Annotated in this window: 13 protein-coding genes; 5 read left to right on the top strand and 8 right to left on the bottom strand. The window is 66.4% G+C overall.

Annotated features, from left to right (window positions below; translation table 11 throughout):
* Positions 1–15: 15 nt before the first annotated feature.
* Genes AWC31_RS23375 through gabT form a run of 3 tightly spaced genes read right to left on the bottom strand, consistent with a single transcriptional unit; the run spans position 16 to position 4086 of the window.
* Positions 16–1467 carry an NAD-dependent succinate-semialdehyde dehydrogenase gene (locus AWC31_RS23375; RefSeq protein WP_085146292.1) on the bottom strand — a complete coding sequence of 484 codons (1452 nt, stop codon included), beginning with the start codon at positions 1465–1467 and terminating at the stop codon, positions 16–18.
* 7 nt (positions 1468–1474) lie between these two features.
* A complete protein-coding gene (locus AWC31_RS23370) occupies positions 1475–2743 on the bottom strand; it encodes a Glu/Leu/Phe/Val family dehydrogenase (protein WP_067858318.1) in 1269 nt (422 codons plus the stop codon).
* Positions 2740–4086, bottom strand: coding sequence for a 4-aminobutyrate--2-oxoglutarate transaminase (gene gabT, locus AWC31_RS23365; protein WP_085146291.1), 1347 nt, complete (start codon positions 4084–4086; stop codon positions 2740–2742). Before gabT ends, AWC31_RS23370 begins: the two co-directional genes overlap by 4 nt.
* A 111-nt stretch (positions 4087–4197) precedes the next feature.
* Here gabT and AWC31_RS23360 point away from each other — a divergent pair, with 111 nt between their 5' ends.
* Positions 4198–5667: a PucR family transcriptional regulator gene (locus tag AWC31_RS23360; protein WP_085146290.1), complete on the top strand. Its 1470-nt coding sequence runs from the start codon at positions 4198–4200 to the stop codon at positions 5665–5667.
* A 3-nt stretch (positions 5668–5670) separates the two neighbouring features.
* Here the strand turns inward: AWC31_RS23360 and AWC31_RS23355 are convergent, their stop codons facing one another.
* The 3 genes from AWC31_RS23355 to AWC31_RS23345 all read right to left on the bottom strand — a co-directional run bounded on the left by AWC31_RS23355 (position 5671) and on the right by AWC31_RS23345 (position 8562).
* A complete protein-coding gene (locus tag AWC31_RS23355; RefSeq protein ID WP_085146289.1) occupies positions 5671–6468 on the bottom strand; it encodes an acyl-CoA thioesterase in 798 nt (265 codons plus the stop codon).
* Positions 6469–6513: 45 nt separating this feature from the next.
* On the bottom strand, positions 6514–7314 hold the full coding sequence (locus AWC31_RS23350; protein ID WP_085146288.1) for a carboxymuconolactone decarboxylase family protein: 801 nt from the start codon (positions 7312–7314) through the stop codon (positions 6514–6516).
* A 108-nt stretch (positions 7315–7422) separates the two neighbouring features.
* The gene (locus AWC31_RS23345; protein ID WP_085146287.1) at positions 7423–8562 is read right to left on the bottom strand and encodes an acyl-CoA dehydrogenase family protein; all 1140 of its coding nucleotides are present in this window, start codon (positions 8560–8562) and stop codon (positions 7423–7425) included.
* Positions 8563–8671: 109 nt separating this feature from the next.
* On the opposite strand from AWC31_RS23345, the gene AWC31_RS23340 reads away from it, so the two are divergent.
* The 4 genes from AWC31_RS23340 to AWC31_RS23325 are packed head-to-tail and all read left to right on the top strand — an operon-like array spanning position 8672 to position 11303.
* On the top strand, positions 8672–8980 hold the full coding sequence (locus tag AWC31_RS23340; protein WP_110775216.1) for a hypothetical protein: 309 nt from the start codon (positions 8672–8674) through the stop codon (positions 8978–8980).
* On the top strand, positions 8964–9959 hold the full coding sequence (locus AWC31_RS23335) for a CobW family GTP-binding protein (protein WP_085146286.1): 996 nt from the start codon (positions 8964–8966) through the stop codon (positions 9957–9959). The genes AWC31_RS23340 and AWC31_RS23335 overlap by 17 nt, the downstream gene beginning before the upstream one ends.
* Positions 9956–10963 (top strand): WD40 repeat domain-containing protein, encoded by a 1008-nt coding sequence (locus AWC31_RS23330; protein WP_085146285.1) that lies wholly within the window; start codon positions 9956–9958, stop codon positions 10961–10963. Before AWC31_RS23335 ends, AWC31_RS23330 begins: the two co-directional genes overlap by 4 nt.
* Before the next feature lies 1 nt (position 10964).
* Positions 10965–11303, top strand: a complete 339-nt coding sequence (locus tag AWC31_RS23325) for a hypothetical protein (RefSeq protein ID WP_085146284.1) — start codon at positions 10965–10967, stop codon at positions 11301–11303.
* Positions 11304–11406: 103 nt separating this feature from the next.
* Here the strand turns inward: AWC31_RS23325 and AWC31_RS23320 are convergent, their stop codons facing one another.
* Both AWC31_RS23320 and AWC31_RS23315 read right to left on the bottom strand, forming a co-directional pair.
* Positions 11407–14292: an MMPL/RND family transporter gene (locus tag AWC31_RS23320; RefSeq protein ID WP_085146283.1), complete on the bottom strand. Its 2886-nt coding sequence runs from the start codon at positions 14290–14292 to the stop codon at positions 11407–11409.
* Positions 14289–14729, bottom strand: a complete 441-nt coding sequence (locus AWC31_RS23315) for an MmpS family transport accessory protein (protein ID WP_234791038.1) — start codon at positions 14727–14729, stop codon at positions 14289–14291. Before AWC31_RS23315 ends, AWC31_RS23320 begins: the two co-directional genes overlap by 4 nt.
* Between the last annotated feature and the right edge of the window lie 23 nt (positions 14730–14752).

Here is a 14752-nt window from a genome sequence, read left to right as displayed (position 1 = left end):
CGCAGTCGGCCGGTGTCAGAACTCCACGCTGAAGTACTGCGTCTCCTGGAACTCGTGCAGTCCGTCCCGGGCCCCTTCGCGGCCGAGCCCGCTCTGCTTCATCCCGCCGAACGGGGCCGACGGGTCCGACACGATCCCGCGGTTGATGCCGACCATGCCGGCGTCGAACGATTCCGCGAGCCGCAACGCGTCCTGCAGCCGACCGGCATAAATGTATGCGGCCAAACCATATTCGGTGTCGTTGACCCAGCGCAGCAGATCGTCCTCGTTCTCCCACACCACCACTGGTGCGACTGGTCCGAAGATCTCGTCGGCGATGATCGCCGCGTCGGGGGCCACACCGGTCAACACCGTCGGTGCGACGAACCAACCGTCGTCCGGAGTTTCGGCCGCGGCCGCGATCACTGCTCCATCGGCCACTGCCGATTCGATCGCGGCGGCGACCCGCTCTGCGGCACGGGCACTGACCAACGGTCCGATCTGCGAGGCTGGGTCGGCGGCCGGGCCAACGCGCAGGGCCGAGACCTCGGCCGAGAATCTCGCGACGAACTCGTCGACGACCGCGGCGTGGACGTAGAACCGGTTGGCCGCGGTACAGGCCTGGCCGCCACCGCGGTACTTGGCCACCATCGCGCCTTGCACGGCGGCGGCGACATCGGCGTCGGCCGTCACCACGAACGGCGCGTTGCCGCCGAGTTCCATGCTGGCGTTGACGATTCGATCGGCGGCCTGCTTGAGCAGCACCCGTCCGACGCCGGTGGAACCGGTGAACGACACCTTGCGGACGCGGTCGTCGGCGAGCCAGGCCGACACGACGGCAGCGGCGTCGGTGGTCGGCACCACGTTGACCACACCGTCGGGCACACCGGCCGCGGACAGGATCGCGGCGATCGCCAACGCCGTCAACGGGGTCTCGGCGGCCGGCTTGAGCACGACCGTGCAACCCGCGGCCAGCGCAGGCGCGATCTTGCGGGTGGCCATGGCTGCCGGGAAGTTCCACGGCGTCACAAGCGCCGCGACACCGACGGGCTTGTGCGTCACCAACGTCCGGGTACCACCGGCTGGACTGATGCCGTACACACCGTCGGTCCGCACGGCCTCCTCGCTGAACCAGCGGAAGAACTCGGCGGCGTAACCGACCTCGGCTCGCGCGTCGGCCTGCGATTTGCCGTTCTCGGCGCAGATGAGCGCGACCAGCCGGTCGGTGTCGGCGAGCATCAGTTCGTAGACTCGACGCAGGATTTCGCTGCGTTGGCGCGGGCTGCTGGCGGCCCAGTCACCGAAGGCGCGGTGCGCCGCGTCGACGGCAGACTCCGCGTCGGCCACGGTCCCGTCGGCCACCTCGGCGATCACGAGCCCGGTCGCGGGGTCATGGACCTCGAAGGTTCGCGACGCGCCATGCGCACTGCCGTCGATGAGTATGCCGTGCTTCGTGTCGAGTTCGGCAATCGCGTTCTGAGTGTTCACATCGTTCCTAGGGGTAGAGGCCGCGACGCTGCGCGGCCTGGGCGACACGTCCGACGGCAAGGCAGGTGGCCGCGGTGCGCAGCGGCAGCTTGAGCTTCGCCGCGTGCGCCGAGACTTCGTCCCACGCGGTGAGCATGCGCTCGGCCAGCCGCGACTCGACCTCGTCGGCGCGCCACCAGTAGGCCTGATTCGCTTGCACCCATTCGAAATACGACACGATCACACCACCGGCATTGGCCAGGATGTCGGGCACCACCAGCTTTCCGGCGTCGTTGAGCACCCGGTCGGCCTCGGGTGTCGTCGGGCCGTTCGCGCCCTCGACCACGACCCGCGCCCGGATGCGATGTGCGTTGCCTGCGTTTATGACGCCTTCGACGGCGGCGGGCACCAGCAGATCGACGTCGCTTTCCAGCAGGTCGGCATTCGACACCGCGATGCCCCCGGCGAATCCGACCACCGAGCCGGTCGCGTCGACGTGCTTCTCGAGCGCGACGACGTCCAAACCGGATGCCTCGGCCACTGCGCCGTACTGATCGGATACCGCGACCACCCGCACGCCCTCGTCCTGCAGGAAGTGGGCGGCATGCCGCCCGACCTTGCCGAAGCCCTGGACCGCGGCGGTCGCACCGTCGACGGTGATCCCGCGCGAGCGCAGCGCGGCCAGCGCCACATGCACCACGCCACGAGATGTCGCGGTCGCGCGGCCGAGCGAGCCGCCGAGGCTCACGGGCTTGCCCGTGGTGACGCCGAGAACGGTATGGCCCTTCTGCACCGAGTAGGTGTCCATGAGCCAGGCCATGGTGTTCTCGTCGGTACCGACATCGGGAGCGGGGATGTCATGAGCCGGCCCGATCAACGGGCTGATCTCACTGGTGTAGCGGCGGGTCACCCGTTCCAGCTCGGCGGTGCTGTACTGCCGCGGGTCGATGCGCACGCCGCCCTTCGCCCCGCCGTACGGCACGTCGAGCAGTGCGCACTTCCACGTCATCCACATCGCGAGTGCCCGTACCTCGTCGAGCGTGACGTCCGGCGAGTAGCGCAGACCACCCTTGGCGGGACCGCGGGAGACGTTGTGCTGCACCCGATGTCCGATGAGGAGCTCGATATCGCCGTTGTCCCGTCGCAGCGGGACGCTGACGGTCACCTCACGACGCGGGGTCGACAGGACTTCATACACGCCCTCGTCGTAGCCGAGGATCGTCGTCGCCTCACGCAACTGCGCCCGCGCATCGTCGAGCGGGCTGAGCTCGACCGCGGATTCGACGGCGAGGGTCATGCGATCTCCCGGAAGACGGCGTCGAGAATGTCGAGGCCTTCGGCGAGCAGGTGATCGGGCATGCTCAGCGGCGGCAGGAACCGCAGCACGTTGCCGTACGTACCGCACGTGAGCACGACCAGTCCCTGCGCGTGCGCGGCGGCCGCGATGCGCTTGGTCAGATCGGCGTCGGGTTCGGTGGTGCCCGGCTTGACCAACTCGACGGCGATCATGGCGCCGCGGCCCCGGATGTCGCCGATCCGTGGATCAGTGGCGGCCAGCGTGTTGAGCCGGCCCAACATGGTGTCGCCGATCTGGGCAGCGCGGGCCACCAGGCCGTCGCGTTCGATGGTGTCGATGACGGCAAGTGCGGCCGCGCACGCCAGCGGGTTGCCGCCGTAGGTGCCGCCGAGCCCACCGGCATGCGGGGCGTCCATGATCTCGGCGCGGCCGGTGACGGCCGACAGCGGCAGGCCGCCCGCGATGCCCTTGGCGGTGACGATGAGATCGGGCACGACGCCGTCGTGCTCGCACGCGAACATCGCTCCGGTACGGGCGAATCCGGTCTGCACCTCGTCGGCGACGAACACCGCGCCGCTCTCGGTGCACCAGTTCTGGAGGGCCCGAAGGAATCCCGGTGCGGGAACGATGAACCCGCCCTCGCCGTGGATCGGCTCGATCACCACCGCGGCCACGTTGTCGGCGCCGACCTGCTTGTCGATGAGGTCGATGGCCCGGGCTGCCGCGGCGGCACCGTCGACATCGCCGTCCCGCAGCGGGTAGGACGCCGGAACCCGGTACACCTCGCCGGCGAACGGTCCGAACCCGTGCTTGTAGGGCTGGTTCTTGGCCGTCATCGCCATGGTGAGGTTGGTGCGTCCGTGGTAGGCGTGGTCGAACACCACGACGGCCTGCCTGCGGGTGTGTGCGCGCGCGATCTTGACCGCGTTCTCGACGGCCTCGGCACCGGAGTTGAACAGCACCGTGCGCTTGTCATGGTCACCCGGCGTCAGGCGGTTGAGCTGCTCGGCCACTCGCAGGTACCCCTCATAGGGCGTCACCATGAAACAGGTGTGGGTGAACGCCGCAACCTGCTGCGTGACCGCGTCGACGACGGCGGGTGCGCTGTTGCCGACGGTCGTCACCGCGATACCGGAACCGAAGTCGATGAGCTGGTTGCCGTCGACGTCGGCCAGCACACCGCCGCCTGCGGCCACCACGTAGACCGGCAGTGTGGTGCCCACGCCGCGAGCGACAGCGGACTCCTTGCGGGCCTGCAGCTCCTGTGAGAGCGGCCCCGGAATCGCTGTCACCAGCCGGCGTTCCTGCGTGAGCGCCTGACCGGCAAGTTCGGTGGTGGTCACCTGTCCTCCTACTGATGTGCTGTGTTGCCGCTCACGTTAAGGAGTTCGGCGCCGTCACCGCAGTGCACATACGCACAATCGCGTAGATATAAGATGTGCAAAACTGTCACCATGGTGACCGTCGGCAACATCCTGGCCGCGAAGGCGCTCGGATTGCGCGGCGTCCATGTGTGCCGCACCGATGCCGACATCCGGTGGGTCGCCACGAGCGAACTCCCGGATCCCGCGCCTTTCCTCGAAGGCGGTGAGGTACTGCTCACGACCGGACTCGAGACCGGCGCCTGGCACGACGAGTGGGATGAGTACATCGGCCGGCTCGCCGCAGCAGCGGTGTCGGCGGTGGGCCTTGGCATCGGGCTCACCCACGCACGGATGCCCGGCGAACTCGTCGACGCCTGCCGCACGCACGGGGTCAACCTGTTCGAGGTGCCGCGTCGCACCACATTCGTCGCGATCAGCCGCCACGTTGCTCACCTTCTGCAACAGCAGGAATCGATCGCGGCCCGCGAAGCCTTCAAGACTCAGCGTCGCCTGATCTCGGCAGCGGCCAAGTCGGACCCGGCGGCCGCGGTCGTCACCGCGCTCGCGCAGGCGGTCGGCGGCGCGGCGTGCCTGTTGACGCCGGACGGGCGGGTCCTCACCGGCCCGGTGGGCCCGCGGCGCGCCGACTTCCCACTCGACGAGGTCGCCGCCGATGTACGACGGTTGCAGGCCCACGGCTTGCGGTCGGCCGCCGCCCAGTCGCGGCCCGCGATGTCGGTTTCGGTGCACCCCATCGGGTTACGTGGCAGGCCGTCGACCTACCTCGCGACGATCGGGCCGACCCGGCTCTCCGACGGGCAACGCCACGCGGTGACCACGGCCGTCGCGGTTCTGGGGCTCGTCGACGAGCAGCAGCGCAGCCGTGCCGCGACCCGTCGGCACGTGCGCAGCAGGGCGATCGAGCTGCTCACCGGAAACGATTCCAGGACAGCACGATTGGTGCTCGATCTGGACGCGCCGGCGCCCACGGTCACCGAGCGGGTCCGGTTCATGCGGGCCAGTGGAAGCGAATCAGACCGCCGCGACGCGCTGCCCGCCCTTGAGCACCGGGGGATCCTGGCGGCCCCGTACGCCGACGAGCTGTGCGCGGTGGCGCCACCCGACAAGGCCGAAGCCCTCGGCGCCGGCCTGGTCGACGCCGGCTTGCAGGTCGGGATCGGCGGGGCGGTTTCGTTGCAGGACGGCGAGACCGGCTACCGGACGGCCGGTCTCGCACTCGCTCAGACCACCCCGACCGCGGGCATGGTTGTCTGGGATCGCGTCGTCGACGGCGGCCCACTGGGGCTCATCGATCCGGATCGGGCCACTGCGTTCGCCGAATCGTGGCTCTCTGGTTTGGATTCTGAACAGCTCGAGACGCTGCGCTGCTTTCTGCGCCACCACGGTTCACGCCTCAAGGTCGCCGAAGAGCTTGGGCTGCATCGCAACACCGTCCGCAACCGGCTCGACGCGATCGAGGCACTTCTGCCGGGAAAGCTCGATGATCCGCAGACCAGGGTCAGTGCCTGGATCGCGCTGCAATCGCTACACCCGCAGTGACCCCTAATCCTTGAAGTAGACGATCTGGTGCGTGGTGGCCAAGAGCGTGCCGTTGCGGCCCCACAGTTGCGCGGACTGGTCGAAATATCCGCGGGAGAATCGCTGTGCCCGCGCCGTCGCCAGCACGAAGCCGTCACCCTGGGCAGCGATCTCGTCGGCGCCGGCGTGGAAGTACACCGTCATCGATATGGTGCCGGCGGGCATGAAGTGGCCGCGGCGGAGGAACGCTCGCGGGTAGAAGATGTCACTGACTGCGGTGAGCGACGCGAAATCCATTGGCCTGGGCGGATTGTTGCGAACCCACAGTGTCGTGGTCGAGGAGTCGGACGCCGCGCCGTGGACGGGCATCGCGCCGTCGACGAACCGGAGGTCGTAGTTGTCGAACCACACCACGCCGAACGGGGATTGTGCTCGCTCGATCTCCTCAGGCGCCGGCGCCTGCGGCGCAGTGATCTCGGTGTCCGCCCACGTATCGCGACGCAGCCCGAACACCGCCGTGGCCGAGGTCTTCGGTTCACCATCCTGGCTCAACTCGACGATCCAGTGCTGATTCGAGCGGTTGGTCTTGACTGCCCTGGTGTGGATGTCGAAGTCGCCATCGGCAATCGGGGCCAGGTAGTTCACCGTGAGCGCGACCGGCTGACCGTGCACGTCGGGCTGGGCTTCGATTGCTCGCACCAGGGTGGCAGCGGTGATGCCGCCGAACGGGCCCACCATGTTCGCCCATTCTGGCAGCGTGTGCCCTCGCAAGTGCCCTTCATCAGCGGAATCGAGGTCAAGGGCCTTGTCGAAGAAGTTCACCCGATCAGAGTACTCAGAACATCGAACCGGGGTGCCGGGTAAGCCTCAGGCCGCATCCGATGTGTTGGGGCCACCTTCAGCCATGACACGTTGCTTCTGATCGGCGACGACCTGGTTGAGGTGGCTACCTTTGGGCCACCCGTAGTAGGCCGCGAAATGCAGTGCGAGCTCGTCCATTTCGTCGAACGATACGTCACCGCTCTTCAGCGCCGCGTACACGTGCGACAGGATGGGAATCTCCGCATCCTGAAAAGCCACGCACGCCACAGTGATCAAGCGCCGTTCTTTCATCCCCAGCCCTGGGCGCTGCCACATCTCACCGAAGACGAAGTTGAGAATGCCTGCCCCCTGAAAGGGGTTGTCGCGCAACGGCGCAAAGGGAATGCAGTTGACCTCGATGAAGGTCTTCTCGCCGCCCTGCAGCCGTTTCTCGGGATCACTTTCGGTGGGCAACGGCAGCAGCGGTTCGGGCGGTGCCGCAGACTCGCCACGCTCGTCGAGGATGCGTTGCCATTGCAGGTCGACCACAATGTTGAACCGCGACGCTTTTGGCCAGCCGGCATACACCGCGAAATGCAAGACTGCTTCGCGCATTTCGGTGATCGAGATGTCGCCACTGTTGAGCGCGGCATAGACGTGTTGCTCGAGGGGTTCTTGCGCATCTGCCGCGGCCACACACGCCAGCGTCACGAACCGTCGATCACGGCGGCTCAGACCCGGGCGGGTCCAGACCTCGGCGAACACGAAGTCGAGCAGCCCATCGGCGACAGGGCTGCCATCGTCGGGCACCGGCGCGGTCATGACGTCACGGAAAACTTCAAGGCCACGCTTCCGGCGGTCGACCATGCCCACTCCTCGCCTCCTGTCGACAGTAACGCCGTTACTGTCGCGTCAGGGTAACACCGTTACCCGCCGGCGGGAAGGGGCCGCCTCACCGACACTCGTTCTCGTCAGTCAGTGCGTTTGCTTCGCGGCAGGCGGCGAATAATTCGGCTTACCCAGGCCGAGCCCGTGTTGGGCGATCATGTTGCGGAACACTTCGAGCGTCCCACCGTAGATTCCCGTCGGACCGGCGAGCCGGAAGATGTACTCGACGCCGTCCGTCAATGATCCGGCCGGACCGAGGATGTCCATGAGATCGGGCGAGACGTCACGCATGGTCTGGGCGATCGCGACTCGCCCGTACATCTGCGGCGTGCTCATGGCCGCTTCCATTCGGGCGATTCCGCGGCCGAGCCGGTACCTCGCCGCCTCGTCGTCCGGAACCACTGCCGCAACCCGATCCACCGCTTCGGACATCAGCGTGATGTGTTCGGTCATCGTCGCGATCTTCTGCAGGCCCGCAGAGTCGCGTTCGAATGTGCCGTGTTCGACGTCGAGCGCACCGCGCAGGACGGCCCACCCGCCGTTGACCCCTCCGACGCGGTACCGGTCAGCGACCCGGACATCGCTGTAGTACGTGATGTTGGTGCGGTCGCCGTCGACCGTCCGAATGCCCTGGATCTCGACACCCGGCGCGTCGAGCGGTACCAGGAACATCGTGAGGCTCTTGTGCTTGGGCTCCTCGGGATCCGTGTTGGTCACCAGAAAGACGTACTGCGCGTTGTGCGCGTTGGACGTGAACATCTTGGAACCGTTGATGATCCAGTCCTCACCGTCCCGCACGGCGCGGGTCTTGCAGGTGGCCACGTCCGAGCCACCCTCGGGTTCGGTGTAGCCCAGGCACAGCCGCAGCCGGCCGGCCAGCACTCCGGGCAGCACCTCGTCGACCAACTCGGCAGACGCGAATTGCTCCACCGTGTGCGCGACCATCGCGGTCGTGCCCCAGTGGAACCACGGCGTGTGCGCCCGCCCGATCTCGAGTTCCCAGATGCGGCGGCGCACCGCACTGAAACCACCGTCGGCCGCCGAGCGGTAGTCCGCGGCCAGGTATCCGGCGCTCCCGAGCGCGAGATGTACGCCCTCGTCGAAGTTCTCCCCGGTCTCCCGATCACGGGCGAGGACCTCGTCGGTGACGGTCGCAGCCAGAAAGTCGCGCAACTCGCGCTGGAAAGCCTGGTCGTCAGGCGACAACTCGACCGTGGAGAAGTCCATACCCCTCACCGTGACACTTGACGCCACATATGTAAAGCGGGAGGGCGGAAGACGCCATCCGGGTCGACATGCTACGTTAATGATAATCGTTTTCAGTAAGGATGGTGCGATGACCGGCCTGGTGAATCCCGGAGGAAATGCGCGCTCGACCGCACCCAAAGCGTCTGCCGCGCATGTCGACGACCTCAAAGGCATTGTGCGGGCGACCCTCGACATCCCGCTCGACACCACGGTGCTCGTCCAGCAGCTGGCCTGCGCCGAACCGGGCTGTCCGCCCGTGGAGACCGTGGTTGCGGTCCTCTCCAGCCGAAGAACCACGTGGAAAATCCCCAAACCCACTGCCGACATCGCTGTCACCGACCTGCAACGCCTCATCACCGAGCACCCGGAAGGACACGACCATGCCGACCACAACTGACGATCGGGTACCCGTCACCGTCATCACCGGATTTCTCGGTGCCGGCAAGACCACGCTGGTCAACCGCATCCTCACCGAGCAGCACGGCAGGCGAATCGCGGTGATCGAGAACGAGTTCGGCGAGGTCGGGATCGACGACGGCCTCGTCCTCGACGCCGAGGAAGAGATCTTCGAGATGAACAACGGCTGTATCTGCTGCACGGTGCGCGGCGATCTCATCCGCATCCTCGGCGCGCTGATGCGCCGGCGAGACCGCTTCGACCACATCCTCATCGAGACCACCGGGCTCGCCGACCCGGCGCCGGTCGCTCAGACGTTCTTCGTCGACGACGAGATACGAAGCCAGTTGAGGCTTGACGCGATCGTCACCATGGTCGACGCCGCACATGTCCTCGACCACCTCGACGACGCCAAACCCGCAGACGTCGAGAATGAGGCGATCGAGCAGGTGGCCTTCGCCGACCGGATGATCCTCAACAAAGTCGACCTTGTCAGCGCTGATCATCTCGGTGTCGTCGAAGCGCGGCTACGCGGTATCAACAGCGGTGCCGAGATCGTGCACGCCCAGAATGCGAAGGTCGAACTCGACCGGATCCTCGATGTCGGGGCGTTCGATCTGCAGCGGGTTCTCACCGACGACCCCGCGTTCCTGGAAGAGAGCGATCACCAGCACGATCAGACGGTCACCTCGGTGGGTATCCGGCTCGATGGCGATGTCGACGTCGAGAAGCTGAACGCGTGGCTCGGGGAACTGTTGTCCACCAAGGGTGTTGACATCTTCCGCAGCAAAGGCATCCTGGCCCTGGCCGAACAGTCCCGGCAGTACGTCTTCCAGGGCGTGCACATGTTGTTCGACGGCACGGAAGGCCGGCCGTGGCGTGACGGGGAGCCACGCACCAACCGGCTCGTGTTCATCGGCCGCAACCTGGATCGCGACGAACTCGAGTCCGGTTTCCGGTCTTGCCTGGTGGCCCGGTGAGTCCGTCGGTGCTGGCCGGTGACACCTGGCGCGTGGGTGTCGACGACGCGGTCGCGGCGCTCGCGGCCTCGCCGCACGGCCGGATCGCGGTCGCGGGGGCCGAAGGTTCGGTGACGATTCTCGCGGCCGACGGGGTCATCGAGTCGCGACAAGAGGTTTCGCTCGGCTGCCTGACGGTGGCGTGGTCCCCAACCGGCGACCGCGTCGCCGTCGGGTCCGTACACGGCGTGGACGTGCTCGACGCGGCCGGCGCTGTCATCGGCGGTCACCGCGGTGGTTGGTGCGCCTCGGTCGCATGGAGTTTCGACGGGTCGAGACTGGCCGCCGGTGTCGGCCGGACCACCGTCGTGCTCGACTCCGGCGGCACCGAGCTCTTCAGCGCCCAGCACTCGAGCACCGTCACCGGCGTCGCATGGGTCAACCGACGCGTGGCCAGTGCCGCCTACGGTGGCGTGCACATCCATCCGGTCACCCGCGGCTCGGCGCCGGACGTGTTGCCGTTCACCGGTTCACTGCTGACCCTCGCCGTGAGTCCGGACCGGAAGTGGGCGGCCAGCGGCAATCAAGATGCGACGCTGCATGTTTGGCGGATCGGCCGGCGTGGTGACGAACTCGCCATGTCCGGATATCCAACGAAGATCACCGCACTGGCGTACTCACCCGACTCGACGCTGCTGGCCTCTGGAGGCGGCTCCGATGTGACCGTTTGGGACTTCACCGGGCGCGGTCCGCGTGGCAGCACGCCGCGGATCCTGCGCGGTGACGACGCCGTGGTCACGGCGATCGCGTGGTCGGCCGACGGTGGCCTGCTCGCCGCAACCTCCGAGGGTGGCCGGGCAGCGGTGTGGTCGCCACGCGCCGCGATTCCCGGCCATCCGCTGACACCGCTGGACTCGTTGAACCGGGCATCACCCGCAACCGCCGTCGGGTGGGATGCCACGGGCCGGTTGCTCGTCGGCTGGGCCGATGCGACCGTCGCAGCGCACGTAGTCGACAGGAGCTGAAATGCCATACCCGACCGCAGGTTTCACCGCTGTTGTCTGTAGCCGTTGCAGCTCGGCGGAATCCGTGCTCGATGAGTTACGCGCGGCGGTGCGCCGCGCGCCGCACGGCATGCTGATCTCATCCGGGTGCCTGTTGGATCAGATCCGCTGCGTGGGCCGGACCGACGGCGTGATGGTGTTGGTGCAACCGTGCGCAATCGATCGCACCCCAACCGGCCCGGCGTTGATGTTCGGGCCGATCGAAGACGCCGGGTCGGCCGCACAGCTCCGCGACTGGCTCGACCAGGGACACTGGGCCGCACCGCTGCCGGTCGCCGTCATGAACGGCAAATCCCTCTGATCTCGGCGCACAGTGCCAACGCTCGGAAGTGCGCTATCGCCGGTGATATCGCATCTGCAACCCATCCCGCTTTCCTGGCAGGTGCTGGTGAGGCCGGTGTGATCTAGCTCGGCACCGGGATGGCCGCGGTGTCCTCGTCGTCGTCGCGCTGCTGCCGCTGCGGCTTGCGGAAGTGGTTGTCGCCGCGGGGATAGACGACCTGCGGCCACCAGAACCACCGGCCGAGCAAGGTCGCGATCGACGGCATCAGGAGCGAGCGCACGATCAGCGTGTCCAGAAGCAGACCGATCGCGATCGTCGAGCCCATCTGCGCCAACACGACCAGGTCACTGCCGAGCATCGCGGCCATGGTGGCCGCGAACACCAGACCCGCCGAAGTCACCACGCCGCCGGTGCCGCCCATGGACCGGATGATGCCCGTCTTGAGCCCGGCGTGGATCTCCTCCTTGAATCGGGACACCAGCAACAGGTTGTAGTCCGACCCGACCGCCAACAGGATGGTCACCGACATCAACATGACCAGCCAGTGCACGTGGATACCGAGCAGGTCCTGCCACAGCAGCACCGAGATGCCGAAGGATGCCGCGATCGAACTGGCCGCGGTCCCGACGATGACGAGGGCCGCCACGGCGCTGCGGGTGAGGATCAGCATGATCATGAAGATCAGCGTCAATGCTGACACCACCGCGATCATCAGGTCGTAGCGAGCGCCGTCGCTCATATCCTTGTACGTCGCCGCGACGCCGCCGAGGAAGATCTTCGCGTCCGACAGCGAGGACATCTTCAGGCCCTCCTGCGCGGCGGTGCGCTCGGCGTTGACCCGCGCGATGCCGTCGGGCGTCGCGGGATCGGTCTGGTGAGTGATGAACATCCGCGCGGACTTGCCGTCGGGCGACAGGAACATCTTCAGGCCGCGTTCGAAGTCCGGGTTCTGAAAAGCCTCCGGCGGCAGGTAGAACAGGTCGTCGTTCTTCGCGTCGTCGAAGCTCTGACCCATCGCCAGCGCGGTGTCGTTCATCGCCTGCATCTGGTCGAGCAGGGCCTTCTGCGAGTTGTACGACGCCAGCGACAGGTCCCTGCTGGTTTTCATCGACGCGATGGTCTGCGGAAGGAGCGCAGTGAGTTTCGGTGCCAGATCGGCCAATTGATCAGTGTTGACCTGTACCGACCCAGTGATGTCGGTGAGCTCGTCGATACCGTCGAGGGCATCGAAAACCGACCTCGCGGCCGAACACATGGGTATGTCGAAACAGTGCGGTTCCCAGTAGAAGTAATTGCGCAGGGGCCGGAACTGGTCATCGAAGTTCGCGATGTTGTCCCGCATCTTCTTCGTGACCTCGAGGAGCTCTTGCGACTTGGCCGCCGAGTCCTGAGTGAGCTGTGTCTGTTGCAGCGACAGCTGATACTGCTGCTCCAGGATGTCGATCGATACGTTCATCGCATCGACCATCCTGAGCTGATTGGCCAGCTGTTCCCGCTGGAACGGCAGATTCAGATTGCTCGTCTGGCCTTGGATGCTGGTCTGGAACGGAATCGAGCTGTGCTGGATCGGAATACCGAGCGGCCGGGTGATGCTCTGCACCATCGCGATACCTTCGGTGTGCAAAATGTTCTTGGCCACGCGGTCCAGCACCAGCATGTCGGCGGGGTTGCGCATGTCGTGCTCGGACTCGACCATCAGGATGTCCGGATTCATCCGGGCCTGCGTGAAATGCCGGTCCGCGGCGGCGAATCCGACGTTCACCGGCGCATCCGTCGGCAGATACCAACGATCGTTGTACGCGGGTTTGTAACCGGGAACGGCCACCACGCCGATCAGCACGACGAACGCGCTGGCGACGAGGATCGGGGCCGGCCAGCGGACGACCGCGGTACCGACCTTGTACCAGAACCGGCCCTTGGCCGCGCGTTTCGCTTCATAGAGGCCGACCTTGCTGCCCAGGAACAGAACAGCCGGGCCCATGGTGACCGCGGACGCGATGACGACGAGCATGCCGATCGCGACCGGTGCGCCCATCGTGCTGAAGTACGGCAGCCGGGCGAAGCTCAGGCAGTAGGTGGCACCCGCGATCGTCAGGCCCGACCCGATGATGACCGGTGCCACCGACCGGAACGTGGTGTAGTAGGCGGTTTCCCGGTCCTCGCCCGCACTGCGCGCCTCACGGTAACGACCGAACAGGAAGATGCCGTAGTCGGTGGCCGCAGCTATCGCCAGCATCGTGAGGATGTTGCCCGCGAACGTGGTCAGGCCGAACACGTCGTGGGTCGCCAACACCGAGATGAGACCGCGCGACGCGAGCAACCCCACACCCGTCAACACCAACTGGATCAATGTGGTGATGATCGACCGATAGACGATCAGCAGCATGATCGCGATGGCCACCAGGGTGAACAGCGTGATCTTTCCGAGGCTGGCGTTGCCGATGACGTGCATGTCATCGGTCAGGGCTGCCGGTCCGGCGACATAGGCCCGAACGCCTGGCGGAGCCGGGGTGTCCTCGATGACCTCGCGGACCTTCTGCACACCTTCGTTGGCCAACGTCTGACCCTGCTGCCCAGCCAGATTCAGCATCACGTAGGACGCCTTGCCGTCCGCGCTCTGCGCGCCGGCCGCCGTGAGCGTGTCGCCCCAGAAGTCCTGGATGTGCTGGATGTGCTCGGGATCCTCACGCAGTTTGCGGATGATCTCGTCGTAGTACTTGTGCGCATCGGGGCCGAGGGCGTCCTGCCCCTCGACGACGACCATGACGGTGCTGTTGGAGTCGAACTCGTGGAAGTTCTCACCCATGCGGTGCATGGCGATCATCGACGGCGCGTCTTCGGGCGCCATCGGCGCGGAGTGCTCCTCGCCGACGATCTCGAGCTGCGGGGCGATCACGTTCACCACGACGGCGAACGCGACCCAGAAGATGATGACGGGAATGGCCAGGATGCGCAGACCATGTGCGACGATCGGCCGGTTCTGCTGTGCATGAGCGGGTTTCGTCATGCCGACTTCACCAGGCAGTACGTTTGGGCATTGACACCATCGGCTGATTTCTCCTCGCGGACAACGCCGTTCACCGTGACGCGACAGCCGATCTGATCACTGTCGCTCCGCGCCATCAGGTTCGCGCTGACTGTCGGCAGCGTCGTCGACAGCGTGATCGACCACGGAAGGCTCGCCGTGACCTGATGAACTTTGGCGTCGGGGTCGAAGTAACTGATCTGAGCGCTCGTACCAGGTGGGCCGTAGACGTCGTACACCAAGACTTTCGGATTGAACTGGACGATCTCGATGCCGGCGCCCGCGTTGGCGTTCAGATCCTCGGATCCGAACATCTTGTGCAGCCGCGAGACCACGAGGCCCGAGATGGCCAGCACGACGATGAGGACCACCGGGATCCACGCTCGCTTGACTATGCGAGACCGCAGACTCCTGCTCACCCGACACCTCCCGACCACCCGAA

This window comes from Mycolicibacterium wolinskyi, assembly GCF_002101965.1.
In the GTDB taxonomy this organism is placed as follows: domain Bacteria; phylum Actinomycetota; class Actinomycetes; order Mycobacteriales; family Mycobacteriaceae; genus Mycobacterium; species Mycobacterium wolinskyi.
Note: the sequence above shows the minus strand (reverse complement) of the source record. Positions and strands in the feature narration are given on the sequence as shown.

Coding starts and splice junctions, on each gene's coding strand:
- AWC31_RS23350 (WP_085146288.1), bottom strand. CDS start 7,314: ATGGTCGACCGCCGGAAGCGTGGCCTTGAAGTTTTCCGTGACGTCATG.
- AWC31_RS23320 (WP_085146283.1), bottom strand. CDS start 14,292: ATGACGAAACCCGCTCATGCACAGCAGAACCGGCCGATCGTCGCACAT.
- AWC31_RS23325 (WP_085146284.1), top strand. CDS start 10,965: ATGCCATACCCGACCGCAGGTTTCACCGCTGTTGTCTGTAGCCGTTGC.
- AWC31_RS23360 (WP_085146290.1), top strand. CDS start 4,198: ATGGTGACCGTCGGCAACATCCTGGCCGCGAAGGCGCTCGGATTGCGC.
- AWC31_RS23335 (WP_085146286.1), top strand. CDS start 8,964: ATGCCGACCACAACTGACGATCGGGTACCCGTCACCGTCATCACCGGA.
- AWC31_RS23345 (WP_085146287.1), bottom strand. CDS start 8,562: ATGGACTTCTCCACGGTCGAGTTGTCGCCTGACGACCAGGCTTTCCAG.
- AWC31_RS23340 (WP_110775216.1), top strand. CDS start 8,672: ATGACCGGCCTGGTGAATCCCGGAGGAAATGCGCGCTCGACCGCACCC.
- AWC31_RS23370 (WP_067858318.1), bottom strand. CDS start 2,743: ATGACCCTCGCCGTCGAATCCGCGGTCGAGCTCAGCCCGCTCGACGAT.